Source organism: Cupriavidus lacunae (assembly GCF_003353055.1).
Taxonomy (GTDB): domain Bacteria; phylum Pseudomonadota; class Gammaproteobacteria; order Burkholderiales; family Burkholderiaceae; genus Cupriavidus; species Cupriavidus lacunae.
Map to the genome: position 1 here is coordinate 1 of NZ_QKWJ01000055.1, position 25,495 is coordinate 25,495.

30 protein-coding genes and 3 pseudogenes are annotated in these 25,495 nt (G+C 62.1%); 12 read left to right on the top strand and 21 right to left on the bottom strand.

Annotated elements, in window-relative coordinates:
- Positions 1 to 855: pseudogene (locus DN412_RS29600) on the bottom strand (IS1634 family transposase); the annotation flags it as partial.
- A gap of 283 nt (positions 856 to 1,138) precedes the next feature.
- Here DN412_RS29600 and DN412_RS29605 point away from each other — a divergent pair.
- The gene (locus DN412_RS29605; RefSeq protein WP_115214821.1) at positions 1,139 to 1,621 is read left to right on the top strand and encodes an SgcJ/EcaC family oxidoreductase; all 483 of its coding nucleotides are present in this window, start codon (positions 1,139 to 1,141) and stop codon (positions 1,619 to 1,621) included.
- A gap of 32 nt (positions 1,622 to 1,653) precedes the next feature.
- Here the strand turns inward: DN412_RS29605 and DN412_RS29610 are convergent, their stop codons facing one another.
- Positions 1,654 to 2,445, bottom strand: coding sequence for an alpha/beta fold hydrolase (locus tag DN412_RS29610; RefSeq protein ID WP_115214822.1), 792 nt, complete (start codon positions 2,443 to 2,445; stop codon positions 1,654 to 1,656).
- A 163-nt stretch (positions 2,446 to 2,608) separates the two neighbouring features.
- On the opposite strand from DN412_RS29610, the gene DN412_RS29615 reads away from it, so the two are divergent.
- A complete protein-coding gene (locus DN412_RS29615) occupies positions 2,609 to 2,890 on the top strand; it encodes a DUF3303 domain-containing protein (protein ID WP_115214823.1) in 282 nt (93 codons plus the stop codon).
- A 33-nt stretch (positions 2,891 to 2,923) separates the two neighbouring features.
- Positions 2,924 to 3,679: a hypothetical protein gene (locus DN412_RS29620; RefSeq protein WP_244222822.1), complete on the top strand. Its 756-nt coding sequence runs from the start codon at positions 2,924 to 2,926 to the stop codon at positions 3,677 to 3,679.
- A 109-nt stretch (positions 3,680 to 3,788) separates the two neighbouring features.
- Here the strand turns inward: DN412_RS29620 and DN412_RS29625 are convergent, their stop codons facing one another.
- The 3 genes from DN412_RS29625 to DN412_RS29635 all read right to left on the bottom strand — a co-directional run bounded on the left by DN412_RS29625 (position 3,789) and on the right by DN412_RS29635 (position 6,528).
- Positions 3,789 to 4,592, bottom strand: coding sequence for a BPL-N domain-containing protein (locus DN412_RS29625; protein ID WP_115214824.1), 804 nt, complete (start codon positions 4,590 to 4,592; stop codon positions 3,789 to 3,791).
- A gap of 107 nt (positions 4,593 to 4,699) precedes the next feature.
- Positions 4,700 to 5,524: a substrate-binding domain-containing protein gene (locus DN412_RS29630; protein WP_115214825.1), complete on the bottom strand. Its 825-nt coding sequence runs from the start codon at positions 5,522 to 5,524 to the stop codon at positions 4,700 to 4,702.
- A 41-nt stretch (positions 5,525 to 5,565) separates the two neighbouring features.
- Positions 5,566 to 6,528, bottom strand: a complete 963-nt coding sequence (locus DN412_RS29635; protein ID WP_115214826.1) for a Bug family tripartite tricarboxylate transporter substrate binding protein — start codon at positions 6,526 to 6,528, stop codon at positions 5,566 to 5,568.
- A gap of 125 nt (positions 6,529 to 6,653) precedes the next feature.
- On the opposite strand from DN412_RS29635, the gene DN412_RS29640 reads away from it, so the two are divergent.
- On the top strand, positions 6,654 to 7,553 hold the full coding sequence (locus DN412_RS29640) for a LysR family transcriptional regulator (protein WP_115214827.1): 900 nt from the start codon (positions 6,654 to 6,656) through the stop codon (positions 7,551 to 7,553).
- 58 nt (positions 7,554 to 7,611) lie between these two features.
- Here DN412_RS29640 and DN412_RS29645 read toward each other — a convergent pair whose 3' ends face one another.
- A complete protein-coding gene (locus DN412_RS29645) occupies positions 7,612 to 8,151 on the bottom strand; it encodes a carboxymuconolactone decarboxylase family protein (RefSeq protein ID WP_115214828.1) in 540 nt (179 codons plus the stop codon).
- Positions 8,152 to 8,290: 139 nt separating this feature from the next.
- Here DN412_RS29645 and DN412_RS29650 point away from each other — a divergent pair, with 139 nt between their 5' ends.
- A complete protein-coding gene (locus tag DN412_RS29650) occupies positions 8,291 to 9,247 on the top strand; it encodes an AraC family transcriptional regulator (protein WP_115214829.1) in 957 nt (318 codons plus the stop codon).
- Between the two features lie 83 nt (positions 9,248 to 9,330).
- Complete coding sequence (locus DN412_RS29655) at positions 9,331 to 9,975, top strand: GTP-binding protein (protein ID WP_115214830.1); 645 nt, start codon at positions 9,331 to 9,333, stop codon at positions 9,973 to 9,975.
- A 76-nt stretch (positions 9,976 to 10,051) separates the two neighbouring features.
- Here the strand turns inward: DN412_RS29655 and DN412_RS29660 are convergent, their stop codons facing one another.
- Positions 10,052 to 10,342 (bottom strand): hypothetical protein, encoded by a 291-nt coding sequence (locus DN412_RS29660; RefSeq protein ID WP_078201356.1) that lies wholly within the window; start codon positions 10,340 to 10,342, stop codon positions 10,052 to 10,054.
- Positions 10,343 to 10,803: 461 nt separating this feature from the next.
- Here DN412_RS29660 and DN412_RS29665 point away from each other — a divergent pair, with 461 nt between their 5' ends.
- Positions 10,804 to 11,916 carry a substrate-binding protein gene (locus DN412_RS29665; protein ID WP_115214831.1) on the top strand — a complete coding sequence of 371 codons (1,113 nt, stop codon included), beginning with the start codon at positions 10,804 to 10,806 and terminating at the stop codon, positions 11,914 to 11,916.
- Between the two features lie 93 nt (positions 11,917 to 12,009).
- Here the strand turns inward: DN412_RS29665 and DN412_RS29670 are convergent, their stop codons facing one another.
- Together DN412_RS29670 and DN412_RS29675 are read right to left on the bottom strand one after the other, a co-directional pair.
- On the bottom strand, positions 12,010 to 12,318 hold the full coding sequence (locus DN412_RS29670; protein ID WP_078199210.1) for an EthD family reductase: 309 nt from the start codon (positions 12,316 to 12,318) through the stop codon (positions 12,010 to 12,012).
- A gap of 250 nt (positions 12,319 to 12,568) precedes the next feature.
- Positions 12,569 to 12,769, bottom strand: a complete 201-nt coding sequence (locus DN412_RS29675; RefSeq protein WP_115214832.1) for a hypothetical protein — start codon at positions 12,767 to 12,769, stop codon at positions 12,569 to 12,571.
- A 297-nt stretch (positions 12,770 to 13,066) separates the two neighbouring features.
- On the opposite strand from DN412_RS29675, the pseudogene DN412_RS29680 reads away from it, so the two are divergent.
- From DN412_RS29680 to DN412_RS29690, 3 genes and pseudogenes are all read left to right on the top strand, one after another.
- Positions 13,067 to 13,348, top strand: a pseudogene (locus DN412_RS29680) (hypothetical protein); the annotation flags it as partial.
- The gene (locus DN412_RS29685; RefSeq protein ID WP_133303103.1) at positions 13,260 to 13,652 is read left to right on the top strand and encodes a WD40/YVTN/BNR-like repeat-containing protein; all 393 of its coding nucleotides are present in this window, start codon (positions 13,260 to 13,262) and stop codon (positions 13,650 to 13,652) included. The pseudogene DN412_RS29680 and the gene DN412_RS29685, both read left to right, overlap by 89 nt.
- Before the next feature lie 316 nt (positions 13,653 to 13,968).
- Complete coding sequence (locus tag DN412_RS29690) at positions 13,969 to 15,870, top strand: potassium transporter Kup (RefSeq protein WP_115214864.1); 1,902 nt, start codon at positions 13,969 to 13,971, stop codon at positions 15,868 to 15,870.
- Positions 15,871 to 15,936: 66 nt separating this feature from the next.
- On the opposite strand, the gene DN412_RS29695 is transcribed toward DN412_RS29690, so the two are convergent.
- The 6 genes and pseudogenes from DN412_RS29695 to DN412_RS29720 form a co-directional block, all read right to left on the bottom strand.
- On the bottom strand, positions 15,937 to 16,470 hold the full coding sequence (locus tag DN412_RS29695; protein WP_244222823.1) for a cupin domain-containing protein: 534 nt from the start codon (positions 16,468 to 16,470) through the stop codon (positions 15,937 to 15,939).
- A gap of 400 nt (positions 16,471 to 16,870) precedes the next feature.
- Positions 16,871 to 17,605 (bottom strand): YoaK family protein, encoded by a 735-nt coding sequence (locus DN412_RS29700; protein ID WP_115214866.1) that lies wholly within the window; start codon positions 17,603 to 17,605, stop codon positions 16,871 to 16,873.
- A 38-nt stretch (positions 17,606 to 17,643) separates the two neighbouring features.
- The gene (locus DN412_RS29705; RefSeq protein WP_115214835.1) at positions 17,644 to 17,940 is read right to left on the bottom strand and encodes a XapX domain-containing protein; all 297 of its coding nucleotides are present in this window, start codon (positions 17,938 to 17,940) and stop codon (positions 17,644 to 17,646) included.
- A 1-nt stretch (position 17,941) separates the two neighbouring features.
- The gene (locus DN412_RS29710) at positions 17,942 to 18,400 is read right to left on the bottom strand and encodes a DoxX family protein (RefSeq protein ID WP_115214836.1); all 459 of its coding nucleotides are present in this window, start codon (positions 18,398 to 18,400) and stop codon (positions 17,942 to 17,944) included.
- 16 nt (positions 18,401 to 18,416) lie between these two features.
- Complete coding sequence (locus DN412_RS29715; protein ID WP_115214837.1) at positions 18,417 to 20,288, bottom strand: amidohydrolase; 1,872 nt, start codon at positions 20,286 to 20,288, stop codon at positions 18,417 to 18,419.
- A gap of 81 nt (positions 20,289 to 20,369) precedes the next feature.
- Positions 20,370 to 20,510: pseudogene (locus tag DN412_RS29720) on the bottom strand (hydrolase); the annotation flags it as partial.
- A gap of 261 nt (positions 20,511 to 20,771) precedes the next feature.
- Between DN412_RS29720 and DN412_RS43540 the strand changes: the two are divergent.
- The gene (locus DN412_RS43540; protein WP_161564061.1) at positions 20,772 to 20,945 is read left to right on the top strand and encodes a hypothetical protein; all 174 of its coding nucleotides are present in this window, start codon (positions 20,772 to 20,774) and stop codon (positions 20,943 to 20,945) included.
- Positions 20,946 to 20,967: 22 nt separating this feature from the next.
- The gene (locus tag DN412_RS29725) at positions 20,968 to 21,477 is read left to right on the top strand and encodes a PaaI family thioesterase (RefSeq protein WP_167471149.1); all 510 of its coding nucleotides are present in this window, start codon (positions 20,968 to 20,970) and stop codon (positions 21,475 to 21,477) included.
- Between the two features lie 37 nt (positions 21,478 to 21,514).
- Here the strand turns inward: DN412_RS29725 and DN412_RS29730 are convergent, their stop codons facing one another.
- From DN412_RS29730 to DN412_RS29760, 6 genes are all read right to left on the bottom strand, one after another.
- Positions 21,515 to 22,261: a TrmB family transcriptional regulator gene (locus DN412_RS29730; RefSeq protein ID WP_115214839.1), complete on the bottom strand. Its 747-nt coding sequence runs from the start codon at positions 22,259 to 22,261 to the stop codon at positions 21,515 to 21,517.
- Between the two features lie 200 nt (positions 22,262 to 22,461).
- Complete coding sequence (locus DN412_RS29735; RefSeq protein WP_115214840.1) at positions 22,462 to 22,752, bottom strand: DUF1427 family protein; 291 nt, start codon at positions 22,750 to 22,752, stop codon at positions 22,462 to 22,464.
- A gap of 101 nt (positions 22,753 to 22,853) precedes the next feature.
- Complete coding sequence (locus DN412_RS29740; protein WP_115214841.1) at positions 22,854 to 23,540, bottom strand: hydrolase; 687 nt, start codon at positions 23,538 to 23,540, stop codon at positions 22,854 to 22,856.
- Positions 23,541 to 23,566: 26 nt separating this feature from the next.
- A complete protein-coding gene (locus DN412_RS29745; protein WP_115214842.1) occupies positions 23,567 to 23,908 on the bottom strand; it encodes a carboxymuconolactone decarboxylase family protein in 342 nt (113 codons plus the stop codon).
- An 883-nt stretch (positions 23,909 to 24,791) separates the two neighbouring features.
- Positions 24,792 to 25,118, bottom strand: coding sequence for a hypothetical protein (locus DN412_RS29755; protein ID WP_115214844.1), 327 nt, complete (start codon positions 25,116 to 25,118; stop codon positions 24,792 to 24,794).
- Positions 25,119 to 25,212: 94 nt separating this feature from the next.
- Positions 25,213 to 25,479, bottom strand: a complete 267-nt coding sequence (locus DN412_RS29760; RefSeq protein WP_115214845.1) for a DUF4148 domain-containing protein — start codon at positions 25,477 to 25,479, stop codon at positions 25,213 to 25,215.
- Positions 25,480 to 25,495 lie beyond the last annotated feature (16 nt).

The window sequence follows — 25,495 nt, forward strand, 5'->3', positions numbered from 1 at the left end:
GGCCATCCGATAGCGCTCGATCACCCGACCCACGCGCAAGCCAATCTTGTCCTGGCCGCGCAGGCGATTACGGGGGCGTTCGGTAGCCTGCTCGATCGCGGCCAGCTCCACCTCGGTGGCCGCTAGCAGCTCGGCGCGCTTTCTCGCGCGCTCCTCGGCCAACGCCGGGTTGCGGCAGACCAGCAGCCGCTCACCCGGATAGCGCGCGCTATCCACTGCGATTAGGCCGCGCTCATCGAACAGCGAGGGCTGCCAGGGGCCGCGCTCCTCGATCAGCTCGGCAATCTGCGGCGAACGCAGCGCGGTGATCCAGCTCATGCCGGCCGGGCGCAGCACCTGCTCGATGCGCGCGGCGGTAATCATGCCGCGATCGCCCACCCACACCACTTGTGACAGGCCAAAGCGCTCCTTGAGCTTGCTGATCTGCACCGCCAGCGTGGCCGGATCGGCGGTGTTGCCGGCAAACACCTCGACCGCCACCGGACAGCCATCGGCGGCGCACAGCAAGCCATACACGATCTGCGGGTCATCGCGTTTGCCGTCGCGCGAGTAACCGTAGCGGGCCAGCGCGCAGTGCCGGCCGGTGACCCAGGTCGAGGTGAGGTCATAGAGCACCAGAACGCCTTCGCTCAGATGCTGGCGGGCAAGGCTACGCTCGATGCGCGGCTGCGCCGCGCCGAGCCAGTCCAACGCGGCGTAGAGCCGCTCGACCTCGAACGCGCCCAGTCCCAGCACCTGCGACAGCGAATGGGTGGCGCACTCGGGCTGCAACATGCGCCAGGTGGCCAGCTTGGAGCCTGGCGCCAGCACGCGCGCCACCACCAGGGCCAGCACCAGTGAGCGCACTGGGGCAGGCGNATAGAAACTCAACCCTGCAAATCAAGGAAAATATCGTCAAAAATAGATTATTTACATGGGAACAAATAAAACGATAGAAATGGCGCAAAGGCGCGCCACCTCTGGCTTGGCAGGGTTTCGGGCTCTCAAACTTCGGCCTAGTATTCAGAGTGGCCCGGAATTCTTTCCGGGCGCCTGGAAGCGGTGGAAGGCATTGTCGGAAATGGCAAGCACTTGCGGGATGTCTCCATCTTCAGGCGATGTGCCCTGGCTCTCAACCCTTTACCTGAGGAACTCTGCCATGAAGCGGATTCGCATTGCTGCCCTGGCGTTCGTGCTCGCGGGCTGCGCCATGAACCAGGGCACGCCAGGCAGCGCGCAGGCGTCGCGCACAGAGAGTTGCAAGGCGACGTCAGAGCAGGAAATCGCGGCGCTGTTCGATCGATGGAACCAGTCTCTGCAGACCGGCGATCCCCGCAAGGTGGCGGCCAACTATGCGGAGCGGTCGATTCTTCTTCCTACGGTATCCAACAAGCCTCGCCTGACCGTCGCGGAGAGAGAGGACTATTTCCAACACTTCCTGCAAGACCGTCCCTCCGGGAAGATTGACTTCCGCAGCATTGAACTGGGCTGCAATTCTGCCGTGGATGCCGGGCTCTACACTTTCACCTTTGCACGGACAGGTGCGGTCGTTAAGGCCCGCTATACCTACACCTATCGCTGGGATGGTACGCAATGGCTGATTACGAGTCATCACTCGTCGGCCATGCCGGAGAAGATGTAGCTGAGGCCGGCCGGCTCGCGCCGGGTTGCTCATCATTCGTGCCTGGCGATGAAAGCTTCAACAGCGTCGTGCAGTAGTGCGGGCTTTTCCAGGAAGATGAAGTGGCCACCGTCCAGGGTGGAAAACTCGGCTCCCGGAATCCGTTCCGCAAGCTCCGCGGAGAAGTGCGGCGGGGCGCAGAAGTCCCGCTCGCCCACCAGCACCAGGGTCGGTGTCGTGATCGAGGGAAGATCATCGAAGGCGTCGTGCCCCACGATCATGTCGATCCGGGCAAGGCCGATCTCCGGCTCGAATGTGCCAGCCGATGCAATGTTCACCCACGCCTGCACCTGCTCCGGGTGCTCGCGGTGGAATTTCGGGTCGAAAAGGAATAGTGCGTTTGCCTCGGTGGACGCGCGCAGCCCGGAATCCGCCAGCATGCGTCGCCGCATGTCGAACTGACGGCGGTAGAACGCGTCCGCGCGTGCAATCGAAGAGACGATGGTCGCGCTGCGCAACAGTTCGCGATGCTGGATCGCCAGCAACTGCGCGATGGCACCCCCGGTCGAGGAGCCGACCACGTGGACCGGCCCGCATCCGACCGCCTCGATAACCCGCGCCATGTCCCGAGCGTGTTGCGCAATGGTCATGTCGCGTGCGGTGCGCTCGGACTCGCCGGTACCGCGGTGATCAGGCACGATCACTTGGTGATGCCCGGCGAACAGATCGATCTGTGGGCCCCAGGATGCGCCCACTCCCGCAAGCCCCGCCAGAAGGAGAACGGGCGAGCCTTGGCCCTTTGCCTCGTAGTGGATCGAGACACCGTCGGACGTTACGTATGGCACTTTGCTTCTCCGGGTTCAATGCAACGTGAAGGAGAGGTCGAACGCGTCGACGATCGCGCCGTAGAATGGATATTAGCGCCGCCGGGCGTGTTTGCATCTGGTTGGTGCATCTGAACGTATAAGGGAAGGTCATCAGGCGGGTACCAACCAAAGGAGAAGGCACATGAAGTTCATGCTGACATTCGCGTGGGCTCCGAACACGCAGACACGGGCGGCAGCGATCGAGCGGTTCCTGGCAATGGGAGGGCTCCCGCCGGAGGGAGTCAGGTTACTGGGCAGATGGACGCAGACTGATCTCAGCGGTGGTTTCGATCTGCTTGAAACCGACGATCCGAAGAAGCTGACAGAATTCGCCCTTCAGTGGAGCGATCTGATGCGTCTGACGATTACCCCTGTCATCGAGGACCAGGAACTCGGCGAGGTTCTTGGGCGCGTGGTCAAGTAGATCCCTGCAAGCCACCCATCGGCGCCATTTTCCATGAACGCACCCGAACCCGCCCGCAGTTACCGCACGCGGCACCGCGATGCGCGCGTGGGTGGGTTTGGACGCCGCTGGCGTACAGCCCTGGTCGTCACGGCCTTGCTGCTGAGTTACGCGGCTGTCGATATTTTCTTGCCGCTCCGTCGTGACCTGACCCAGTTTGATCCTGTCGCAGTGGGCGAGCTGGAAGCGAAGATGTGGCGCTCTTACTATGAGCGCCGTCACGTTTCGCTGTTTCTCGAACTGGCGCAAACCTTGCGCACCCAGTATCGCTTCCCCTTGCTTCGCTCGTATGTCGGCGCCTATTACGGGGCATCGGCGGCATTTGTGTTCAAGGAAGGCAGAGAGCGCAGCGATTACGAGAAGGCATTGCCAACGCTGCGCACTTACTTCGGCATGATCCGGAATACCGGAAGCATCGATTTCGATGTTGGACGCGCCACCACGCTGGAGCTGGAGTGGTGGATCGTGCATCGGGAGCGGGAGCGCTATCCGTCTGATGCCTTGGGACATGCGTGCGCCGAAGCCGCGGCGGCACTCTACAGGGTTCCTGCGGCCTCAACACTCGAACATGGTCGCTTGCGCGCGCAAGCCATGCTCTTGCGCGATGCACGCGCCGAGGCCGGTGGTGTCACTGAACCGGAGTGGGCGAACATCGGGCTGCTATTGCAGCAAAGTTATCGCGCGCTTCGCGGTGCGGTTGCGTCGGCGTCAGGAACGTCTGGCAACCTTGACTCAGGCAAAGAACCCTGACGAGCTTCGACGCTGCGAGGAAATTTCTGGCGTTCGGTGATTGGCCTGGGCGCGTCGGATATGCGCACGTAGTCCCAACCGAGCTGGTCGGCATGCGGCGCCTTGCCGCTCAGTCCAGCGCAAGCCCAGCGTGCGCCAGCAACTGGCGAAACACAGCCAGGCGCGCATCGCCAGTCTGCGCCAGCCGGTCGCAGACATAGAGGTATTCAGGCATATCGCTGTGTCCGCGCAGCGCATCCTTGCACTCCCGCTCTGAGATCTCCAGGTGGACGCCAGTCAGCACCGCGCGGCCCTTGCCAACGCGTGTACTGACGATGGCGGGCGGCGTGCCATCGATGCCCGCGTAGACGGCCAGGACCTGCGTGTCGAGGCCGGGTGCGTCGCCAAAGTCGAAGCGGCAGCCACCGTGGTAATGCGTGTAGAGCGACATCGGCACATCGGTCAGCTTGTCCGTGGTCCGCAGTTCCACCGCGGCCGTGGTGCGCGGCGTGCCGTCATAGAGCATGCCGCCGGTCAGTTCGGGCAGCGAGCCCACTGCCACGGCATCGACAAAGCGTAGTTCGCGCGGGCCGCAGATTGCCCCCCTGGTGCCGGCATGAAAAGCCAGTTCCCGGCACGCGTAGTAAGCGCCCGCGCAAATCCCGAGGTAGACGCCGCCCTGCTCGACAAAATGCCGGATGCGTGCGTTCGGCGCGCCGTTGAGCAATGCGCAATAGGGAAGGTCGGCGCCACCTGGCATGACAAACAGCACCGCGTCATCGAACAGCGTGGCGTCGTGCCGGATCTCGTCTGCCATTACCGCACGGATTTCATAGGCGCCGGCATGAAGCTGGTGCCCGATGGTCCGCATCAGGCATGCGGTCCATTCGGAAGCACCGGCGTCGACATAGGTGAGGATCTGGGGTCTTGGCATGCCGGCATCCGTTTCTTGTAGTTTCCGACTTTAGCCGTTCCGGACCGAAAACTCCAAGCCGGGATCCTCGGCAGTCCTGGCCCCGACCGCGGGCGCCGCCGCGCCGGTCAAGGCTTCTGCGGCTGCCCCAAAGCCGGAGGCGCCGGTGGCGGCAGAGGCGTCGCCACGGGTTCCAGTCCCGTGCTGCTGACGATCGCGGCCGCCGCCGGCGAGGCCAGGAACCTGACGAAGCGGGAAGATGCCGGCGTCTGTCGGCCTGCGATCGCTCCGGCGGAAAAGTACACCTTCTGCTGCAACTCGGCAGGCAACGGACCGACGTAGTCCAGTTCCTTGAAGGGCAGCAGCTCGCTGACCTGCTGGAAGCCGATTTCGGCATCGCCTCGCGCCACCACGGTGCCGACACGCTCGCTGTAGATCTTGCGGGCCTTGTCCTTGATCTTGTCCGCGACGCCAAGCCGGGCGAACAGTTCGCTGGAAAGATACGTCCCGCTGGCGCTGGCGGAATACGCGATGGATTTGGCGTTGAGCAGGGTCTGCGTCAGCGCCTCGGTCGTGCTGATATCCGGCTTTGGCGTGCCCTTGCGCACGGACATGCCGATCAGCGAGCGGGCCAGGTCGACCCGGCTGCCGGCGGCCACCTTGCCTTCCGATACCAGCTTCTCAAGACCCGAGTCCGCCAGGATCACCACATCGAAGGTCTCGCCGCGTGCCAGCCGGCTGGGGATGGAATCGGGCGCATTGCCCATCGACGCACCGTAGGCCGTGATGACACGGTCCTGCGTGGCGGCCTCGTACAGTGGCACGAGCTGCTGGTAGGCGGCCGTAAAGCCGCCCGAGGTGATCACGCGGATCTCGTCTGCCTGGGCCGGAGCGGCCAGCCAGAGCATGAGAACCAGCAGGGCAGGCCTGGCGGCCAGGATGTTCAGCTTCATGTCGTCTCCCTGTTATTCACTGCTGCGGGCGGCGGCGCCCGTCAGTCTTCTTTCATATTGGCTGCGCGCGCGATCGGGCCGAGGCGAGCCTTTTCGCCTGCCAGGAACCTGGTAAAGTCCGCCCGCGTCCCGCCCATCGGCTGGATACCTTGCGGGATCAGCCTGGCGCGCAGTTCAGGGGACTTGATCGCGGCGTCGATGGCCTTGTTCATCTTGTCGAGGATCGCGTCAGGGGTCCCGCGCGGGGCGAAGACGCCGGACCAGTGGCCGATGAAGATGCCGGGATAGCCGAGTTCCGTGGCGGTGGGCACATCCGGCATTGCGGCAATGCGCGTATTCCAGGTGGAAGCGATCGCTCGCAGCTTGCCGCCCTTGATCTGCGGCAGCACCACGACGCTGGCCTCCGAGGTCGCGTCGACCTGTTTCCCGACCACGGCGACCATGCCTTCCGAGCCGCTCTTGTAGGGGATGATCTCAAGCCTTGCGCCGGTCGCCAGCTTCAGCATCTCCGCGACGAAGTGTGGCGTGCTGCCGGTACCCGCCGTAGCGAAATTCAGGCTCTTGCCGCCTTTGCCGCTGGCAACCAGGCCCTTGAGGTCCTTGATCGGGGAGTCAGCGGGCACCACGATGATCGACGGGCTGACCGCCAGCATGGCGACGGGGACCAGGTCCTGCTCCTTGTATGGCAGGTGGGTCTTGATCATCCCGTTGGTGATGACGCCGGCCGCCGGTGCCAGGAAGGTATAGCCGTCCGGCGCGGACTTGGCCACGTAGTCGGCACCCAATACCGAACCGGCGCCGGGCTTGTTCTCGACGATGATCGGTTGGCCGAGCTGCTTCGAGGCTGCTTCGGCCACGGCACGGGCAACCAGATCGTTGGCGCCGCCGGGGCCAAACGGCACGACGAACTTCACCGGCTTTGCGGGCCAGGCTTCGGCCCAGGCGGTCAGGGTGCAGGCGCTCAGGGTAAGGGCAAGCGCGAGATGGCGAACTGCGAGTTTCAAGGCAAGTCTCCGGGATCGGTCTCTTTCTGTGCGCTTTTCGGCACGACACGACGTCCCGATCAGGCATTGCAAGCCTACCGACGCGAGACTATTCTGTGAATTGCAATATTCTGATGACTCAATGCATGCCACGCATTAATTTCGCCCTGGAAGACTTACAGGCCTTTGTCGCGACGGCCGAAAAAGGAAGCTTCCGCATGGCCGCGGAAACCCTTCACATTTCACAGCCAGCGCTCAGCCGGCGGATCGAAAAGCTGGAAAAGACGCTCGGCTCTCGTTTGCTGGACCGGACCACGCGCCGCGTGGAGACCACGAATATCGGGCGGCAGTTCCTGGAAGAAGCCCGCGCCGCGCTGGATATCCTGGATAACGCGGTGTTCCGGCTCGGCGATGAGGCCACGCTGCAACGCGGCCTGGTGACGGTGGCGGCCATACCGTCCGCCGCACTGCATTTCCTGCCCCATGCGATCCACGTGTTTGCCAGCCGGCATCCGGGCGTGCGCGTGCGCGTGATTGACGAAAGCGCCAGCACGGTACTGGCCAGCGTCCTGTCGGGAGAATCGGATTTCGGGCTCAATTTCATGGGCGCGCAGGAGTCCAGCATCGAGTTCCGCGCCATCCGCGCCGAGCGCTATCAACTGGCAATGCGGCGCGACCACGAATGGTCCGCGCGAAAGTGCGTCGCCTGGGAGGCGTTGGCCGGGCAACGGATGGTCAGCGTGTCCAGGCAAAGCGGCAATCGCGCCCTGATCGAAAATGCCATCGCCCACCTCGAGCGACGCCCCACCATTCATTACGAAGCCAACCACGTCGTCGGCGTGCTGGCGCTGGTTGAAGCGGGTCTTGGCATGGCCGTCATGCCTGGCATGGCGGTGCCGCGGGATCATCCCCGGCTCTGCGCAATCCCCCTGGTCGAGCCTGAGGTAGACCGCGTCCTTGCGCTGATACGCCGTCGCGACAGGCCATTGCAGCCTGCCGCGCAGGCACTGTATGAGACGATCACGCTGGAAATGGCGGGTGCTTAGCTTGTTGCCTGTTCACCCGCGCAACATCTGCCCAGGCAGCAGGCAACTCACCACCACCTTATGCGACGGCCGGGAAATCCAGTGTCGTGTCGTTCACCCGATTCACCATGTTCGTGAAAAGAATCGCGCTTACCGCCTGAATCGCCTCGACGATCTGTCCATCGCTGTAGCCCGCCACGCGCACCGCCTCCAGGCTGGCCGCCGGCAGCGTGCCGCGGGTGCTGACCAGCTCCATCGCGAAGCGCGTCAGCGCGTCGATCTTCGCATCGTCCGGGTAGCTGCCCTCGCGCAACTGGCGCGTCTGCGCTTCCGTATAACCAGCCATCTTCCCCGTCAGCGTATGCGCGGCCACACAGTAATCACAGCCGCTGTGCTCGCTCACCGAGAGGTTAATCGCTTCCAGTTCGAGGGCGGACAGCGAGCCGCCCTTGAGCACCTGGTTGGTTTGCAGGGCCTGCGCCAGCACGGCAGGGGCATTGCTGCCGATGGTGGCATAGGCGTTGGGTACCTTGCCGACGGCCTTCCGGATGGCGCCGAACAGTTCGGCGGCCTTGCCTGTGGCTTGCGCGACGGGAGTGGTATGCAGGCGGGTGGTCATGAGCGATCTCCGGTTCATTCAAAGGTTGAGGGGAATCACCTGGGTTGACGTGCGGCGCTTCCTTGGACTTCATGGTAGGTGTCCCGGTGATCCGGAGGGATTAGAATCTGCTCATCTTTTTGCTCGATCGTCTCATCCCATGGACAGCCTCAGTGAACTGGTCCGCCTGCTGGCGCCTTCCGGCACGGTCGACCTGCATTGCCGCGTCGCCGGCGCCTGGTCTGCGCACAATGCGCAGGCCGCTCCCGGCCACGTGCCGTATCACGTGATCCTGGACGGCCGCGCGGAGGTCCTGTTTGGCAAGGAGGCCTTGTGGGTCTCGGCGGGCGATGTCCTGCTGTTTCCGCACGGGGCCGCGCACACTATTGTCGGCGTCAAGGGCAGGGCCCGGCGCGCTGCGGAATCGCGCAGTTTCAACGGCGTGATCACGGAAATCACGGTAGCCGGCGCTGCCGCGCCGCTGGACATCCTGTGCGGCACCTTTGTCCTCGGCAATTCCGCAGACATCCTGCTGCGCTCACTGCCCGAGGTGCTGTGCGTCACGACAGCCCCTCGCGACGCGGACACCGCCAGCCACGATTCCGACTGGCTGCGCGGTCTCATTGGCATGATGCATGTGGAGGCAGACCGGCCCCAGCCGGGCGGCGCGGCCATCATCGCGGACCTGTCCACCGCGCTCTTCACCATCCTGCTGCGCACGCTGATCGCGCGCGGATCGGTGGCACAGGGATTGCTCGCCCTGATGGCGGATGCCCGCATGGCGCAAGCCGTGGATGCCGTGGTGCGCGCGCCGGAGCAGCCCTGGAGCGTGGATCGCCTCGCGGCCGTCTGCAACGTCTCGCGCGCGACGCTGGCACGGCGCTTTGCGCAGCTGGGAGGCATCACGCCACTGGAACTGGTCACCACGCTGCGCATGGAGCGCGCCGCGCGGCTGTTGCGACAGGATGAGCTGCCCGCCGCCACCGTGGGCGAGCGATGCGGCTACGCATCGCAGGCCGCGTTTGGCCGCGTGTTCAAGCAGCATTTCGGCATGGGGCCGGGCGCATATCGGCGCCGGCATCGCGAGCAGCGCAGCGTGGCCCCTGATACCCCATAGCCCGGCGGCATGTCGGTCGCCGCATCTAGATCGCGCGTTCTTTTCCGGCCCGGTACGGCGCGCGGAGGTCCTTCTTCAGGACCTTGCCATTCGGGCTGCGCGGCAAGGAGGGCACGAGCGGCAATGGCCTGTGGCTGCTGCCGCCTGCGGAACTCGCCAGCATTGGCGGCAACTTTTCACAGGCGCTGCTGCGTGTCATGGCACTGCGCGATCCACCCGATCGCATCATCATCGAAGCGAGCGGAGTGTCCGACCCGTGGAAGATCGCCCAGGTTGGGCTGACGGGGCATCGCTTGCGCCTGGACTCGGTCATCGTCCTGGCCGATGCGACATCCGTTCGCCAGCAGGCCCGTGATCGTTACATCGGCGATGTCCTGCCAAGCCAGCTGTGCGCCGCCGACCTGCTGCTGCTGAACAAGACAGACCTCATTGACGAGCATCAGCGCTCCGAGGTTGCGCGCGTGGCTGGACACGGTGGCACCGCGAGCGCCCAACAAAGACACCGTGAACGGGGCCGTCTCCACGAACATCCTTCGTTTGCCACGAGTTGCCTGCGTCGGCTTGTTTGCAACTCGCCACTCGAGGAAGAAGAAAACATTGCCCCTTCCGCTTTTCGGAATGGTGCGGACGTGGATCCGTTGAATGCATGTCAGGCGGCACTAGAGCCAGAAGTGCCGGAGGATCTGCAATGGGCAGGTCTGGACGATCCCGGCAAGACGTGGGCGTGAGGCGTGGACGGTGAGGCCGGTTGCATAGGTCCCAATCCGTCCGCTGAACTCACGCGCCGCCGGTCGCAAGGCAAAGTTACTTCAGGTGAATGAGGACTGTTCCCTCCGATATCTCCGGCGCGCCCACGCCCGTGCTTCCGGCATTTTTCGCGATCCAGTCCTTTGCCTTCTGGACGCTTTCGTCAGTGCCTGTCTTGTCCTGGCAAACAGTCACCGAGAATCCGCCGTCGCCGCTGCGTGCGAGGGTGTAGCCGACAAAGCCATTGACCGAACGCATCAGTTCTTCGACCTCAGCCGTGCGCGTCTCCAGCAGATCGAACAACTCCTTTGCACCCTTTCCGGAAAATCTCCTTATAACAGTTTGCATGATTGCGTCCTCCTGTTTGACCAGTGAGACAAGCATGCCGCACGAACAATATTTGCAGCATGTAACTTCTCTTTCCGACAGCATGTAGTGCGTGGAAGTAATTGAGAGGGCCGTGCACCTGACGTCCGCGACCCATATCAAGTGTAGGAACTGTACCGTCGTAGTAAACGTGAGAAGTGGTGCAATATCCTGCTCTTCAGCCAACGTCTGCAATTGGCCGGAATGGGCCGCCACCGGAACATCGAAGTTCGGGCACGCGGGGGTTCTTGCATGGCCCGGCGGAAGCGGGACCGGCTCGGTGCGAACTGACAAAACCAAACAGCCTCCACGAAATCCCGGCGCGGTTCAGCTAGTATGGGAGGGCACCCTTGCTGAAGACAAGTGCTATGCCAAACACATGTGCGAGCACAGCGCACAAGCCAGCGCTTGTTCCTGGGTCACCTTCGTGAGGAGAGATCGCCATGAAAGGATCATCTATCAAGGTGGGGGTCATCACAGACCAGACCGGTCCGCTCTCGTTCATGGGTATCGCCAATGCCAATGTCGCGAGGATGGTGATCGACGACATCAATGCAAAGGGTGGCTTGCTCGGGCGACAGGTCGAGTTGTTTCTCGAAGACAGTGAAACCACAGATAGCGTGGCGGCGGCCAAAGCGACCACGCTGGTGCAGCAAGATCAGGTCGATGTAATCCTCGGCGGCATTTATAGCTCCACCAGGCAGGCCATCAAAGGTCCTGCGGTAGTGCAGGGCAAAAAGCTCTACATTTACCCGGAGCAATACGAAGGGCAGGAATGTGACCCGCTCATCTTCTGTACCGGTCCAGTGCCTGCCCAACAGGTCGAACCTCTCATTCCGTGGCTGATGCAGGAAACGGGGGTGAAAAAATTCTATTTGCCGTCGGGCGACTATATCTGGCCGCACACGATGAACAGGAAAGTCCGTCAGGTGGTCACGGATAATGGTGGCGAGATAGTCGGAGAGGAATACTTTCCACTCGATCACGCCGACTATGGCGGGACCATCGACAAGATCATGTCCAGTGGCGCGCAGGTGGTATTCAATACTATCGTTCCACCCGGGCTCACCCCATTTCTCGCCCAGCTTCATGACTCCGGCTTCGCGAAGCGAGGCGGACGCATCATCTGCACGTACTTCGACGAGAACTTCCTGAACCTGGTGCCAGCCGCACATGTGGAAGGTCTGTACAGTTGTCTCGACTACTACCACGACGTCAGCGACTCGTTCAGCAAGAACCTGGTCGGGCATTACGACACGCTCTATCCGGGCAGTGCCAAATTCACAGCTGGCAGTGCGTGTTCCGGGCTGTACCGAGGGCTGAGGCTCTGGGAGGCTGCCGTGAAAGAGGCCGGCTCGCTAAATCAAGACGATGTCATCAAGGCACTGGACCACGCGAGGATCGCCGAGGGACCGGGTGGTCCGGCCGAGATGGTTCCGGGCCAGCATCATGTCCGGATGAACATGTACCTTGCCCAAGCGTATGACGGGAATTTCAGGATCGTCAAGAGCCTCGGGGTCATCGATCCGAAAGAGTGCGTGCAGGGTGCCGGATAAGCCAACCGCCCGATCCGCTCAGTCGTCCGTCGACGAGCGGTTGGTGGGAACCGGCCTCCCCTTCTCAAAGAAAATGGGCTGTGAAGCGCGGGCCTAAACTTCCTTCGTGTCGAATATGAGCATGTCAACGCCGGCCTTGGCAAAATTGGCGACGTCTGCTGCCGCTGCGGCGCCCTCCGGCGAAGCCATTGCCTGCTGGAGCGCCGTCAGCGAATCAAAGCTCAGCACCGCAACCAGGTGGAACGGCGAATCGCCGCCCGGGCTTGCAACCGGGCCGCTGCTGACCTCGTAGCGCCGCAGGCCGGCGATCTTCTTGGCGATCGGAACATGGGTCGAGAAGTAATAGGAATCGAACGCCGCCGTGTCCGCAGGCTTCTTGTATAGCACCACTAGCTTTGCCATCGTGGTTTCTCCAAACGTGAGTTAGACAGAGCCTGAGCTCGCTAGGGATCAGTACAGGCATCAATGCAACCGGCTGGCAGCCGACCGTTGACCTGCATGCCGGGTAGTACTTGGGACTTGGCTTACGAGGGCGCGAGCCGGTTTCGTATAAGCTCGCTCACCTTGTTTGGGATTGTCGTGCTAGCCAAAGATATTGCGGCCGCTGTGCCTGGCGCGCTCCGTTTGGTCTTCGGCACAAGCCGACTGACTCTTACCGAATGCGGCGCACGGCTTCGAGCATGGAATGCCCTTGACTTGTCAGGCGGGGGTAGGCGTGGTCGCTAGCATGACCATGCTCCAACGTGACCAGCTTGTGCGCCAACAAGGTGTCCAGTTGCTCGGGCTCGAGGTCGTCGATCTCCTGCGCGTCGCCAAGCAGCAGTAGCGCGGCGATTTCATGCGGGCTTAACATGTCGGCCTCCTTTGTCGTGGTTGGAAAAAACGAACTACGACTGCTGCCCCGAGCTCGATGCCACAGTGGACGGTGGCGACGGCGGGGGGTGCCTCGGTGCGAGGATGCGCGGGGAGCGTGCACCGAACGGCCACAATAGACGTCTTTGTCGCCGGCATCAAGTCAGTTATATGCGGCAATGCCGCAAAGTGAGGCAGCGGCCAGAGTCTCGAAAGGTGGTTGCCACGGGCACGCGGCTTGCTCGCGGCAGGAATCCGGGGACGTTGCCCTCAGGTGATTGCCCTGAGCAGGCGAACGCAAACAATCTCCGGCGGCGTCACGATCAACGACTGCATCTGGCACTTCGGCCAGGAGTCGCAGCCTTTTGGCGGCGTGGGCGCCAGCGGCATGGGCGCCTACCACGGCGAATGGGGGTTCCGGACCTTCAGCAAGGAGAAGCCGGTCTTTCTGCAAGCGCCGGTGAATGGCGTCGGCTTGCTGCACCCACCCTATGGCAAGACGTTCGAACGGATATGGCGGGGAAAGCTGGACCTATCTGCAAACCGGCTACAAGGGCTCGTTCTGGACGGGCGCCGCTGACAAGGACGGGAATTTGCTGGTGGCAGGGATGCGGGGCACGATCTACCGTAGCGTCGATAACGGCCAGTCGTGGACCAGAATGCAGACCGGCGTCAGCAGTTCGATTACGGATCTGGTGACGACAACTGATGGCATTGCAGCGGTGGGGTTGGAGGGCGTTGCCTTGCAGAACACGAAGGGCGGGTCGTTCGCCCCGTTCACACAGGCGACCCAGGCGGATTGGGCCGATCTGACGGCGGCGGTTCTGGCAAAGGATGGGAAGCTGGTGATGTTCTCCGGCCAGGGACCGGTCAGTCCCCGCTGAATGATCCCAGGGCTATTGCCTTCCCGCATTGCAACAAAAATCGGGAGCCGCGCGACGATCGGCACGTTCGCTGTATATGGGGTCCATGGTGACAACACCAATGCTGTTGGCGAGTTCAACGTCTATGCTCTCAATGTCGGCAGGATGAAGGTGCCGGGGTGCTACGCAGACCGCTTCCGCCGTGGCTATAGCCAGGCAGAGACTGGGTTGGCGGGCCACAGCAGCGGCGACGTCGTTTGCGGCGCAGCAAGAGCAAGAGCCGGATCGGCGCTTGAGGGGTCAAGGATATCGAGGAGCAGCGGTGGATTCCTATGCCATTAGCGGTGAAACGCCAGGCGACTCGCACCTGCAGCAATCCCGCGCAGCCCTCACGCTTGCTGCCCTGGGCGTCGTCTACGGCGATATCGGCACGAGCCCCCTTTATGCGGTCAAGGAAACCTTCAATCCAGCCCACGGGATCCCCCTCGTCACCGAGAACATACTTGGCGGCATCTCCGCGATCCTGTGGGCGCTGATGGTGGTCGTTTCGCTCAAGTACGTGATCCTCATCATGCGGGCCAACAACAGAGGGGAGGGCGGCATCATGGCACTGCTCGCGCTCGCCCTGTCGTCCGTGAAAAAGGTCGGTCGTTCCCCGACGCCGATCCTGCTCGTGGGATTGTTCGGCGCCTCGCTCTTCTATGGTGATGCCGTGCTGACACCTGCCATGTCGGTACTCTCGGCGCTCGAAGGCATTGAGGTGGGCACTACCGCGCTGCAGCCTTATATCTTGCCGGCATCCGTGGGTGTGTTGATCGCGCTGTTCGTGTTCCAGCGGCATGGCACCGCCGCCATCGGCGCGCTGTTCGGGCCTGTCACGATCGTATGGTTTCTCGCTCTTGCCGCTGCGGGCATCCACGGCATTGTCCAGTATCCCGCTGTCCTGGGCGCGCTTAGCCCGCTGCACGCGCTCGGTTTCGTTACACAGCACGGGTTCGCCTCGTTCGCGGTGCTTGGGGCGGTGCTGCTCGCGTTCACCGGTGCCGAAGCGCTTTACGCCGATATGGGGCATTTCGGCAGTGCCCCGATTCGCCTGGCCTGGTTCGGCCTGGTATTCCCGGCGCTGGCGCTCAACTACCTGGGGCAGGGCGCCCTCATCATTGTCAATGCAAAGGCGATCGGGAACCCCTTCTACCTGCTCTATCCGTCGTGGGCCCTGTATCCGATGGTTGCCCTTGCAACCGCCGCAACAGTGATCGCGTCGCAGGCGACGATCTCGGGTGCCTACTCGCTGACGAAACAGGGAATCCAGCTAGGCTATCTGCCACGCATGAACGTGGTGCACACATCAGAACGTGCCATCGGTCAGATCTACATACCGACGCTCAACGGGATGTTGCTTGTTGCGGTTCTGGTTGCCGTGCTCGGCTTCGGATCTTCGTCCAATCTCGCTTCGGCATACGGTGTCGCAGTCACCGGAACGATGTTGACTACGACCATTCTCACCTTCTTTGTGATCCACTACGGTTGGCGCTACAACCTGCTGCTAAGCCTCTTCGCAACCGGGTTCTTTATCGCGGTGGATATGGCTTTCGTTTCCTCCAGCCTGTTGAAGGTTGCCGAAGGTGGCTGGTTCCCGCTCGTTGTCGGGGCCGGGATGTTCGTCGTGATGCTGACATGGGTCCGCGGCCGGCAAGCCCTGCTGGATCGGCTCCAAAGCACCGACATACCCCTTAAGTCGTTCCTGGATTCGCTGTTTCTCTCACCGCCGCCGCGTGTGCCCGGCACGGCGGTGTTCCTCACCCCGACACCGGATGTGGTGCCGCATGCGTTGATGCATAACCTCAACCATAACAGGGTGCTACATGAGCGCGTCGTGTTCCTTACCGTGAAGATGAAGGATGTGCCATCGGTGCCGGTGACCGAGTGCGCAGCCGTCGAAGCGCTTGGTCATGCCTGCTACCGGATGACATTGCGCTTCGGCTTCATGAACCGGCCCGACATTGCGCAGGCGCTCGCTGCACTGCCTCCAGCGTCAGGCCTGGAGTTTGACATCATGGAGACCTCGTTCTTCCTGAGTCGCGAGACCATTGTCCCTGCAGCCAGCGTCCCCAGTGGCATGGCGCCATGGCGTGAACGACTGTTTGCCACGATGACCAGGAACGCCGGCAACGCTGCCGATTACTTCAACATACCGGCAAATCGCGTGATCGAGATTGGCACGCAGATCCAGTTATAGATCGTCTCGTGCCCAGAGGATTATCGGGAACACGCAGCCTGGCTGTTCTCATCATGGATTCAAGGCTTAGGTCAAGGGGCGTTCTTGCGACGCGGGCACATCCTGCTCAACCGATGGTTGGGCGACTGCCGGAATCGGGGCGCCAGGAACGAGCCCGTAGCTGGACATGACTGCCAACAACTTCTGGCGGTCTGGCGGCCCGCCGGCGTTCACAACTCCCTGTACATCCAGAAAGTATTGCGCACCCAGGTCAGGGGTAAGGACGATCAGCGCCTTGGCAGTGGCTTGATGAGGGTTGCTGAACGCATGAACGGAGCCCTTGGGTGTGTGCATCCACTCACCCGGTGCCAGATCCCTGACAACACCGTCAACGGAATAACGGATGAGCCCCTCCAAGGCGTATATGCATTCTTCATTGTGGGTGTGACTATGTGGCGGCGGAACGTTTGCTCCCGGGGCGATCGTCAACTCGAAGACGCCCATGCCCTTCGTGGCGGATCCGTCTATGAGATAGCGCACTGTCAGGCCACCAATTGTGATTGGCTCAAGAGCGGATACGTCTGTGGTCATCGCGAATACTCCGAACAGGAAAGGTGTCATCAGCGGCGGCGCCGGGGCAACAAATCTGAGATGCCTGGCTACCAGGCCTGGCGCAGACGACTGGGTCGATAGTACAAGCATACTGTCTGCAGCCGAGCGCACAAGAATGTGCGGCCGCCCACGGAAGAAGCTGATTGAATCTGCAACCGGTTCGACCGTCTGGGTACACTGCCTGCCCTTGACTGCTGGACTGTGGGCACACCGTGGCGCATGCGGGCAGGCGTCGAGCTGTGTTTGCCAGTTGTTCGGCTCATTCTGGCATCCGTTCAGCGAGGTTCCAACGGCCGCAATTGGGGCCCGGCCAAGCCAACTTCCTGAAGAGTGTCTCCATCCTTGGCGGCATGCTGGTTATCCTTGCCACGGAATCATCGCGCGAGCAGGCAAAGAACTGATGACTGAGTCAGGCAGGCACAGGCTTGGCTTGCCACTGCTGGCGGCATAGCGCCGCTAACATGAGTACCGGCAGCAAGACACACCAGAAGCTAATGGCAGCGAATGCCAATGCACCCAGCACGGCTCCGGCAGCAAAGCCCGCCACAGCCGGCAGCATCTTACGCAGGCGCGCGCGGATCGCGCCCGCTTGCTCGGGCCCGGCTGTCAAGAGGTCAACCAAGTCGATCACGATCTGGGTAGTGTTACCGGTCATAATAGTGGTGGGTCCCAGGTCGGCCAGCGCGGTACGGGACAGTGCGTTCTGGATGCCCATCGCCACGACAGCTAACATGCCGGCCAGCGTTGCCAGCGAAGAGCCGGCACTGAGGCCCGCCCGGGCGAGCGTTGCCAACAGGCCAGTGCCCACAAACAGCAACAGGAATACGCATTCGATGGCAAGCAGCACGGCCACGGCCGGACGCCGGCGCTGCACCAGCCACGACTCGAGCAGCCGCGTTGTCGCAACCGCTCCAGCAAAAGCGGGCAAGGCAAGGAGCTTGGTCGCCAACCCCTCGGAGCTTCCTGTCAGTTCCACCCCGATCATGATGAAGTTGCCCGTGACGTGAGCCGTGAACAGCCCGAACAGGGAAATGAAGCCGACCACGTCCACAAAGCCAGCAACATATGACAGCACGCAGCCGTGCACGCTATTGTTAATGGGCTTGTGGCTCTCCGGAAACGATGTCCTCCCGACTTCCTTCATCGGCTTATCTCTGCTCGCGTCCGCGCTACGGCTCCCCATCAGCGTGAGACGTCGTCCCGTTCGACGGTGCCGTTGCTCCGGGTGCCTCCAAGTTCCGCCACAACCTTGGGCGGCGCGCCTGAGATCTTGGGCACGCATTCCGTGCGGAACCACGCCACGGTGATCGGCTCACCGGCTATCACGCGTTTGACCGTCGGCACGACCTGCTCGCCGATCAGCATGCCAAGCAGACCGAGCAGTGCGATTGCCGGTGGCGCGGGTGAACGCACTTGCAGTAGGGCATAGATGATCCCGACGAGGATCCCCGCTCCGAACGACACGAGATAGAGCTTCATTTCAGTCTCCCTGTTCCGATGCCGTCCGGCCGAGACGGCGCAGGTCGTGCCATGCCACCAGCACGAATCCCCCCGCCAGCCCGATGTGCTCGAAGAAGGCGTTCTCCATCATCATCCGATCGGGCATCGGCACATTCCAGAACGCGTTGGCCAGGAACGACGCCATCAAGGTGAACGCCGCCAGCGCCAGCGCCCCGACCCAGCGCCAGTATCCTGTCAGGATCATCGCCGACGCGCCGAGCTCCAGCGCGATGACCAGCGCCGCCATCGGAGCGGCCGGCCCCAGGCCAAAATGGTTCATTTCGGCGATGGCGGCCGGGAAGTCCAGCGCCTTGGTGAGCCCGCCCTGGAGGTAGGCGGCGCACAGTGCCAGGAGCGCCAGCCACCGGATTGCCGGCGTGGCCAAACGGGCCAGGCCGGCGCCCGCCGCTGCATGGGGATGCGGGATACGCTCGGTCATCGTTGCCGCCTCGCTGTCAGAATGCCCAGCAGGAACAGCCGAGCGCGCCCCAGAATTGCCGGTGGTCGGCAACCGGCACCTGCGCGGCCCAAGCGGCGGCATGGGCGTGGCCATGCACACCGCAACGGCGCGCGCAACCGCATGTCACGCTCAGCGCCGCGGCTGATTGAACACCCTGGCGGCGCGCCTGATAACCTCCGTACGTCCGCACCGGCGACCAGTCCGGCATGGCTGGAGGGATTTCGGGAGACAGTTTGCCGAAATCGCCATCGCCATAGACCACCTTGCCGCCGAGCAAGGTCAGTACCGAGGTGATATCCCGGATCTCATCGCCGGGAACGGTGAGGTAGTCGCTCGACAGCACGGCCAGGTCCGCAAGCTGGTCAACGGCAATCCGGCCCTTCTTGCCTTCCTCGTTGGAGAACCAGGTATTGGCCTCGGTCCAGAGCCGAAGCGCCGTCTCACGGTCGAGGAGATTGGCCTGCGGATACAGCGACAGGCCGCCGAGCGTCTTGCCAGTCGTCAGCCATGACAGTGACACCCACGGGTTGTACGAGGCGACGCGCGTGGCGTCCGTGCCTGCGCCCACCTTGATGCCGCGCTCAAGCATCTGCTTGATCGGCGGCGTGCGCTCTGCCGGCTTTGCGCCATATCGCTCGACAAAGTACTCGCCCTGGTAGGCCATGCGGTGCTGCACGGCAATGCCGCCGCCCAGCGCCGCAATGCGGTCCATGTTGCGGTCGGTGATTGTCTCGGCGTGGTCGAAGAACCAGTGCAGGCCGTCGAACGGCATGTCGCGCGCCACTTTTTCGTAGACATCCAGCGCGCGCGAGATGGTCTCGTCGTAGGTGGCATGCAGTCGCCATGGCCAGCGGTTCTCCACCAGCAGGCGGATCACGGGTTCGAGGTCGGCCTCCATCGACGGGGGCATCTCCGGCCGCGCCACGCGAAAGTCCTCGAAGTCGGCTGCCGTATAGACCAGCATCTCGCCGGCACCGTTGTGGCGGTAGAGGTCATCGCCCTGGCCTGGTTTGACCTTGGCGGCCCAGGTACGGAAGTCGTTGAGTTCGTCCTTCGGCTTCTGCGTGAAGAGGTTATAGGCGAGCCGCACGGTGAGCAGGCCCTCCTTGTGAAGTTCCTCGACCACGGCGTAGTCCTCGGGGTAGTTCTGGTAGCCCCCGCCGGCGTCGATCACGCCTGTCACGCCAAGGCGGTTCACTTCGCGCATGAAATGCCGCGTAGAGTTCTTCTGGTACTCGGGCGGCAGCCTGGGTCCCTTGGCCAGCGTAGCGTACAGGATGGTCGCGTTGGGCTGGGCCAGCAGCAAGCCGGTCGGGTTGCCCTGGGCGTCGCGCACAATCTCGCCGCCGGGAGGCTCAGGGGTGTCCTTGTTGTAACCCACGGCGCGCAGCGCGGCTCCATTCAGGAGTGCGCGATCGTACAGATGCAGAACGAACACCGGCGTATCCGGCGCCGCCGCGTTCAGCTCTTCGATGGTCGGGAGGCGCTTCTCAACGAACTGGTGTTCAGTGAAGCCGCCCACCACGCGCACCCAGTGCGGGGCCGGCGTGCGCAAGACCTGATCCTTGAGCATGCGCATGGCGTCGGCCAGCGAGCCCACGCCGTCCCAGCGCAGTTCCATGTTGTAGTTCAGGCCGCCGCGGATGATGTGCATGTGGCTGTCGATCAACCCCGGGATCACGCGCCGGCCTCCGAGGTCAATCACTGTCACGGAGTTGTCACCGAGGGGCATGACGTCCTGCTTGCTGCCCACGGCCATGAACTTGCCGCCGCGGATGCCTACGGCCTCCGCTTGGGGTCGTTGTGGATCCAGCGTGGTGAAGCGGCCATTCACCAGGATCAGATCGGGCTTCTCTGAGAGAGACATCGCAATCGCTCCTGCCGGCCGGCGGCGTCATGCCGCGCGGCCGGAGTCGGGGATATCGAAAGAGGGTGAGAGGGCTGCCGATCAACCGGCCGGCACCGCAGGCACGATCTCATGGGTACCACTGGCGCGCCGTGGCGCCTTGTGCACCATGGTGTAGGCGTAATCCACGCCCATCCCATATGCGCCAGAATGCTCCTTGACCAGCTTCATCACCGCGTCATACCCGGGAAGACGTCGCGGTCGCTCATGATGGTCTCCAGTCGACGACAGCAAGCGACCGTCCCGCGCCGGCTAACGGGCGGGCACGGACCTTGGCGAGTTCAAAAACGAGCGTGGGCCAGGCAACGCTTCACTACTATAGAAAGTCACGAGGATGGCGGGTCGTTTTTTTGGGCTTGCGGCGAACAGTCTGGCTGCTTGTGGCAAACACTCGCTTGTACCGGACGCCAATCGCTGCGAGCTCAAAGAACCCGGCTATTGGGAATGAACAGCCATCTCGTACATCAGGGCACGCGGCTCGGCGGCACAGGCCGACTGACCAACTACCGGACCGTCTTCGGTCTGCGCCGCGACGAGCCGCTGGCTTATGGACTCGCGCTTGACCCGGCAATCCTCCTTCTGAATAATCATAGATGCCCGGATCAGGGTCCGGCATGACGACGTGGTGTGTTGAGAGATCATGGGCGATAAATCCAGCAAGCAGACTATCGAATACGGCATCGTACCCGTCGACGTGATGGCATCGATGTCGGGGCTCGATTTTGTCCGCGCGATCTTCGCGGGACGATTGCCGGAGCCGCCGATCATGCAGACGGTCGAGCCGTTCGACTGCACGGCTGAGCCCGGCGCCGTGGTGATTCACAGCGTGCCGGGTCTGCGCCACTACAATCCGATCGGCTCGGTGCATGGCGGCTACGCCGCGATCCTCCTGGATTCCGCGATGGGGCTCGCGGTGCAGAGCACGCTTCCCGCGGGCACTGGCTACACCACGCTGGAATTCAAGATCTCATTCGTGCGCGGCATGAGTGAGACGAGCGGCGTGATCCGCACCGAGGGCCGCGTGCTCAACGCCGGCCGCCGCGTCGCCACTGCCGAGGCGCGCATCACCGATGCAACAGACCGGCTGCTTGCGCATGCGACGACAACGTGCCTTGTGTTCGAGATTCCGAGGGGGAACGCGACAGGCTGAGGTTGAATTGGAGACCTTTGCCGACGTTACGAAGGGCTTAGCTAGCACTGACTGGAGCACTGACGCTCCAAAGTATTTCGAAGAGGCTCATCTGAAAAGCAAAGAACTCCGGGCTTTGGATCGACAGTGCGTAGTGTTCGGCGCGTGAGGAAATGATGGACACTTTGTCGTCGAACAGATAAGTTGTCACACCGATTTCAAAGTCCTCCGGTGCGCACCGGAGTTCTCGCCGGTCTTTTTTTGACGATCGCCATAAATCCCGAGAATCGCCCGGCCCAGTACGAATGACGCGCATATTGATCCCCGCCTTCGCGCGACGGGCTACAAGATCATTGATGAATTCAAAGCCTGGGGTACGGAACAGTTCGCTGTTAGACATGATCGCGCTGACTTCCTTCGATTGACATTCCAGCGTTTCACTCATGACAGTCTTGATGCCCTCCATTCCCGAGAAAAATCTGACTTTCGGTTTTCCTCCAGAGGAATTGTGAATGGAGCGGAGTTGAGGGAGAACCTCCTGAATGATCTGACGCTGAGATTCGATCTTGCGTAACAGCATGATCGGATCCTGTGGAATGACATAAGAGCGCGCGCCTTTCTGGATCGTCGATACGAAGCCCGACGCTGCGAGCCGGTCCAGCACTTCGTAGGCATTAGTTCGCCCGATACCTGCTTTTTGTGCGATTGCAGCAACAGTTGCTTCGCCCAGTTCCAGTGAGGCGAGGTAAAAGTCGGCCTTGTGGCCATCAATGCCCGCCGCTTGCAGCATTTCAACCATGTTCATGGATCGGATCCTCTGCTAGTCGACGCTCCAGATTTGAGGCGAATGGCACACCTGGCTCGCTCGGGGTGCCGCGCCGACCCCAAGAGGGACTACCGCCATTACCGGACCGTAAGCTAGACAAAATGTGGCCCATTGCCAGCCGTATTTTAGCTCCACCCCAATGTAGTCCGAGATAGCGGCCGGTGTTTTGGCGGAGGCAATCATGCGCGGGTCTCCTCGTTCTTTGCCGTCTTGCGAACAGCCATAGTGCCGGAGACGCCTTGCTGCAATGTGCCGGACGCTGCGATCGCGTCGTCTGATGCGCGCTTCACGGCAGAGTGGATGGCGCCACGGAAATATTGTTGACTGATCGGTATGAACTGCTCTCCGGCAAGCATGCCGAGCAGGCCGACCAGTGCAACGAGCGGCGGAGCCGGCGACCGTACGCCGATCAGGTAGTAGATGACGCCGACCAGAACGCCGGCACCCAATGAGAACAGATAGATTTTCATCGGCACATTTCTCTTGCAGTTTCTGGGCACGACGGTCCGGCCACGCCATTAGGCGGTATGGGGCCGGACGCGGGCCATCAAATGAGACGGAGGGCCGCCGATTACTTTGCCGGAACCGGAGGCAAGATCTCGTGAGGGCCCACCGCTCGCTGTGGGGCTTTGTGCACCATGGTGTAGGCGTAGTCGACGCCCATTCCGTATGCGCCGGAGTGCTCCCTGACTACGCTCATGAGGGCGTCATATGTATCGCGACGCGCCCAGTCGCGCTGCCATTCGAGTGCCACCTGTTGCCACGTCACGGGTACGACGCCGGCCTGGATCATGCGCTGCATGCCGAAGTCATGTCCTTCCTTCGTAATGCCGCCCGAGGCGTCGGCCACCATATAGATCTCGTACCCGGCTCCGGCCATGGCGCTGAGCGCGAAGGTGTTGTTGCAAACCTCCGTCCACAAGCCCGAGACCACGATCTTCCTGCGACCGTTCGCTGCCAGCGCGTCACGAACCTTCTGGTCGTCCCACGAATTCATCGAGGTGCGCTCGAGCAGGGGCTGGCCGGGGAAAACGTCGAGCAGTTCCGGGTAGGTGAATCCCGAGAAGCTTTGCGTTTCAACGGTCGTGATGGTGGTTGGGATGTTGAAGATCTTCGCTGCCCTGGCGAGGCCAACGACGTTGTTCTTCAGCACCTGCCGGTCCATGGACTGGACGCCGAATGCCATCTGCGGCTGGTGGTCAATGAAAATCAACTGGCTGTTTTGCGGGGTCAGTACTTCAAGCTTGGGATTGCTCATGATGGGATCCTGTCAGGGTGTAACGGTTAGGCTTGCTTCAGCGCGTCGATGGCATCCAGCACGTGTGTGCTGTACGTCATGGCGGCGCCGGCGTTCAGGTTGATGGCGACGCCGAGCGCCTCTGCGATCTCTTCGTCGGACACACCGAGCTTGACTGCCTCGGCTGCATGGAAGGCGATGCAACCATCGCAGCGCGTGGTGACTGCGACGGCCAGCGCGATGAGTTCACGCGTCTTCGCGCCGAGTTGCTCGGTTTTGGCGCCCGCACCAGCGATAAGCCCAAAACCGCGAATAGTGTCCGGCGTGCGCGTTGACAGTTCTTTGAGGCGAGAACTGATGTCCTGTATTTCCTGTTTCCACTCAAGCATGGGATGACTCCGTGAGATGACTTCGAAAGGGATGTTTGTGGCCTGGTCCGGCAGCTCGCGTCGGCGCGTGCAAAGCGCGCGACGGTTGCGTCGAGCTACCGGTTACGTTCAACGCTGGATGCAGAACGAGATCACGAGGTCCATCCTAGGAGTCGGACATTTGACTGTCAAAGCTGCACGCATCAACTTCCATAAATAACATTTAACTATATGATTGATAACGATAATATGTGTACTATAGTGGCGAACGAAACGGCATGAAGTGCGTTCACAGGCGTTGGGGGACGAGCGATGCATGAGACCGGCGTCGACAAACCGCGGGTTTCACGCAAGCAGATCCCGCGACGACTGATACGCCCACGAAGGCGTAAGAATTGTTGAGCCTGGAGGGCTCCGGCTTGGTCGCTTGGGTATTGCGAGATGTGCAGAGAATCGACGGGCCGGACGCATCGACGTAGGACACTCGGTCATCGTCATCGCCGTACGCGATGACTGGGGCGTTGGGTGTGCGCCGTCGATTGAGATCGACACCTCGGCATTGAACGATTGCCACGTAGTTTGGGCATCTGCGGGTAACAGCAACTCAGAGCCGGATCAACGACGCCCATCCTGATTCTCGTGCTAAGCGGAAGACTTCATAAGGTAAGCATTCGCGCGACTACGGTTGCAAGGGTTCCACTTACCAAACATAAGCCTACCCAGCCCGCCAGGATAAACACGCTATCTCGTAAGCGCATCTTGCACTCCAATTCAGATTCTTCCAGGCCGAAAATGAGAGCTACGGAAAGCCTCTCACCTCGGCTCGGTCCGAAATCATCGTCACGCGTTCTCGCCCTCGCTGAAGACATCGAACTGTCCCTGGGCCTCTCATCGCCGGATATGGCTACGCGATCGACGTCTCGATGCTGTGTTCCGGCGGCGCCGACGGACCGGTTCGATCCCAGCCGGAAAGTGTGCGGATTGATTCTGCCGATGGGCCAGCCTGCTCGCCGGGAGCAGCCTCAGTGCCAATGTCCGGCCCGCAAGCCGGCGATGCCGATACTCCGGTAAGGTCGCGTCCCGCGACGATCCGTGCGGCGTCGGCAAATGGGTCAGCGCTGTCGCGGCGTGTGCCGTCTTTGGGCTCCGCGGCCTGGGCGAGGCCGGCCGCCAGGGCAGCGGCAAAAGTACCCGCGATCAGCAGAGTCTTCAAAGGGTGCAGTTTGTTCATGATGCTCTCCGGCATTCCGGTGATGTGGAAACGATCGGAAACTGACGATCGTGTGTCCGCTGCACGTGCGTGCGGCGCATGTCGAGTCACCCGTTCAGCCTCCACCATACAGCGCGTTCAAACGGTCCAACGTGCCATCCTTCTGAGCACGGATCAGCTCCTGACGAACCTCTTCGCGGGTCTTTCCCATCGGAGCCGGGCGAGCCGTCGTCGGCATCGGGGCCTGACCTGCGGCCGGGGCCGCCTGCGACACCGTGGTGCCGTTTTCGTCGGGGCCGGCAGCCACGTCCATGTCTGCGGCATACACGTGCGCAGCCGCCAGTGCGAGGGTAGCGGCAGCAATCAGTCTGAAATGTTTCATGACAATCTCCAATGCA

Coding starts and splice junctions, on each gene's coding strand:
- DN412_RS29605 (WP_115214821.1), top strand. CDS start 1,139: ATGAAGCGGATTCGCATTGCTGCCCTGGCGTTCGTGCTCGCGGGCTGC.
- DN412_RS29685 (WP_133303103.1), top strand. CDS start 13,260: ATGGCAAGACGTTCGAACGGATATGGCGGGGAAAGCTGGACCTATCTG.
- DN412_RS29755 (WP_115214844.1), bottom strand. CDS start 25,118: ATGAACAAACTGCACCCTTTGAAGACTCTGCTGATCGCGGGTACTTTT.
- DN412_RS29715 (WP_115214837.1), bottom strand. CDS start 20,288: ATGTCTCTCTCAGAGAAGCCCGATCTGATCCTGGTGAATGGCCGCTTC.
- DN412_RS29675 (WP_115214832.1), bottom strand. CDS start 12,769: ATGTTAAGCCCGCATGAAATCGCCGCGCTACTGCTGCTTGGCGACGCG.
- DN412_RS29760 (WP_115214845.1), bottom strand. CDS start 25,479: ATGAAACATTTCAGACTGATTGCTGCCGCTACCCTCGCACTGGCGGCT.
- DN412_RS29695 (WP_244222823.1), bottom strand. CDS start 16,470: ATGACACCTTTCCTGTTCGGAGTATTCGCGATGACCACAGACGTATCC.
- DN412_RS29705 (WP_115214835.1), bottom strand. CDS start 17,940: ATGAAGCTCTATCTCGTGTCGTTCGGAGCGGGGATCCTCGTCGGGATC.
- DN412_RS29660 (WP_078201356.1), bottom strand. CDS start 10,342: ATGCAAACTGTTATAAGGAGATTTTCCGGAAAGGGTGCAAAGGAGTTG.
- DN412_RS29670 (WP_078199210.1), bottom strand. CDS start 12,318: ATGGCAAAGCTAGTGGTGCTATACAAGAAGCCTGCGGACACGGCGGCG.
- DN412_RS29665 (WP_115214831.1), top strand. CDS start 10,804: ATGAAAGGATCATCTATCAAGGTGGGGGTCATCACAGACCAGACCGGT.
- DN412_RS29730 (WP_115214839.1), bottom strand. CDS start 22,261: ATGAACATGGTTGAAATGCTGCAAGCGGCGGGCATTGATGGCCACAAG.
- DN412_RS29620 (WP_244222822.1), top strand. CDS start 2,924: ATGAACGCACCCGAACCCGCCCGCAGTTACCGCACGCGGCACCGCGAT.
- DN412_RS29640 (WP_115214827.1), top strand. CDS start 6,654: ATGCCACGCATTAATTTCGCCCTGGAAGACTTACAGGCCTTTGTCGCG.
- DN412_RS29615 (WP_115214823.1), top strand. CDS start 2,609: ATGAAGTTCATGCTGACATTCGCGTGGGCTCCGAACACGCAGACACGG.
- DN412_RS29625 (WP_115214824.1), bottom strand. CDS start 4,592: ATGCCAAGACCCCAGATCCTCACCTATGTCGACGCCGGTGCTTCCGAA.
- DN412_RS29725 (WP_167471149.1), top strand. CDS start 20,968: ATGGGCGATAAATCCAGCAAGCAGACTATCGAATACGGCATCGTACCC.
- DN412_RS29700 (WP_115214866.1), bottom strand. CDS start 17,605: ATGAAGGAAGTCGGGAGGACATCGTTTCCGGAGAGCCACAAGCCCATT.
- DN412_RS43540 (WP_161564061.1), top strand. CDS start 20,772: ATGAACAGCCATCTCGTACATCAGGGCACGCGGCTCGGCGGCACAGGC.
- DN412_RS29630 (WP_115214825.1), bottom strand. CDS start 5,524: ATGAAGCTGAACATCCTGGCCGCCAGGCCTGCCCTGCTGGTTCTCATG.
- DN412_RS29645 (WP_115214828.1), bottom strand. CDS start 8,151: ATGACCACCCGCCTGCATACCACTCCCGTCGCGCAAGCCACAGGCAAG.
- DN412_RS29740 (WP_115214841.1), bottom strand. CDS start 23,540: ATGAGCAATCCCAAGCTTGAAGTACTGACCCCGCAAAACAGCCAGTTG.
- DN412_RS29735 (WP_115214840.1), bottom strand. CDS start 22,752: ATGAAAATCTATCTGTTCTCATTGGGTGCCGGCGTTCTGGTCGGCGTC.
- DN412_RS29710 (WP_115214836.1), bottom strand. CDS start 18,400: ATGACCGAGCGTATCCCGCATCCCCATGCAGCGGCGGGCGCCGGCCTG.
- DN412_RS29745 (WP_115214842.1), bottom strand. CDS start 23,908: ATGCTTGAGTGGAAACAGGAAATACAGGACATCAGTTCTCGCCTCAAA.
- DN412_RS29650 (WP_115214829.1), top strand. CDS start 8,291: ATGGACAGCCTCAGTGAACTGGTCCGCCTGCTGGCGCCTTCCGGCACG.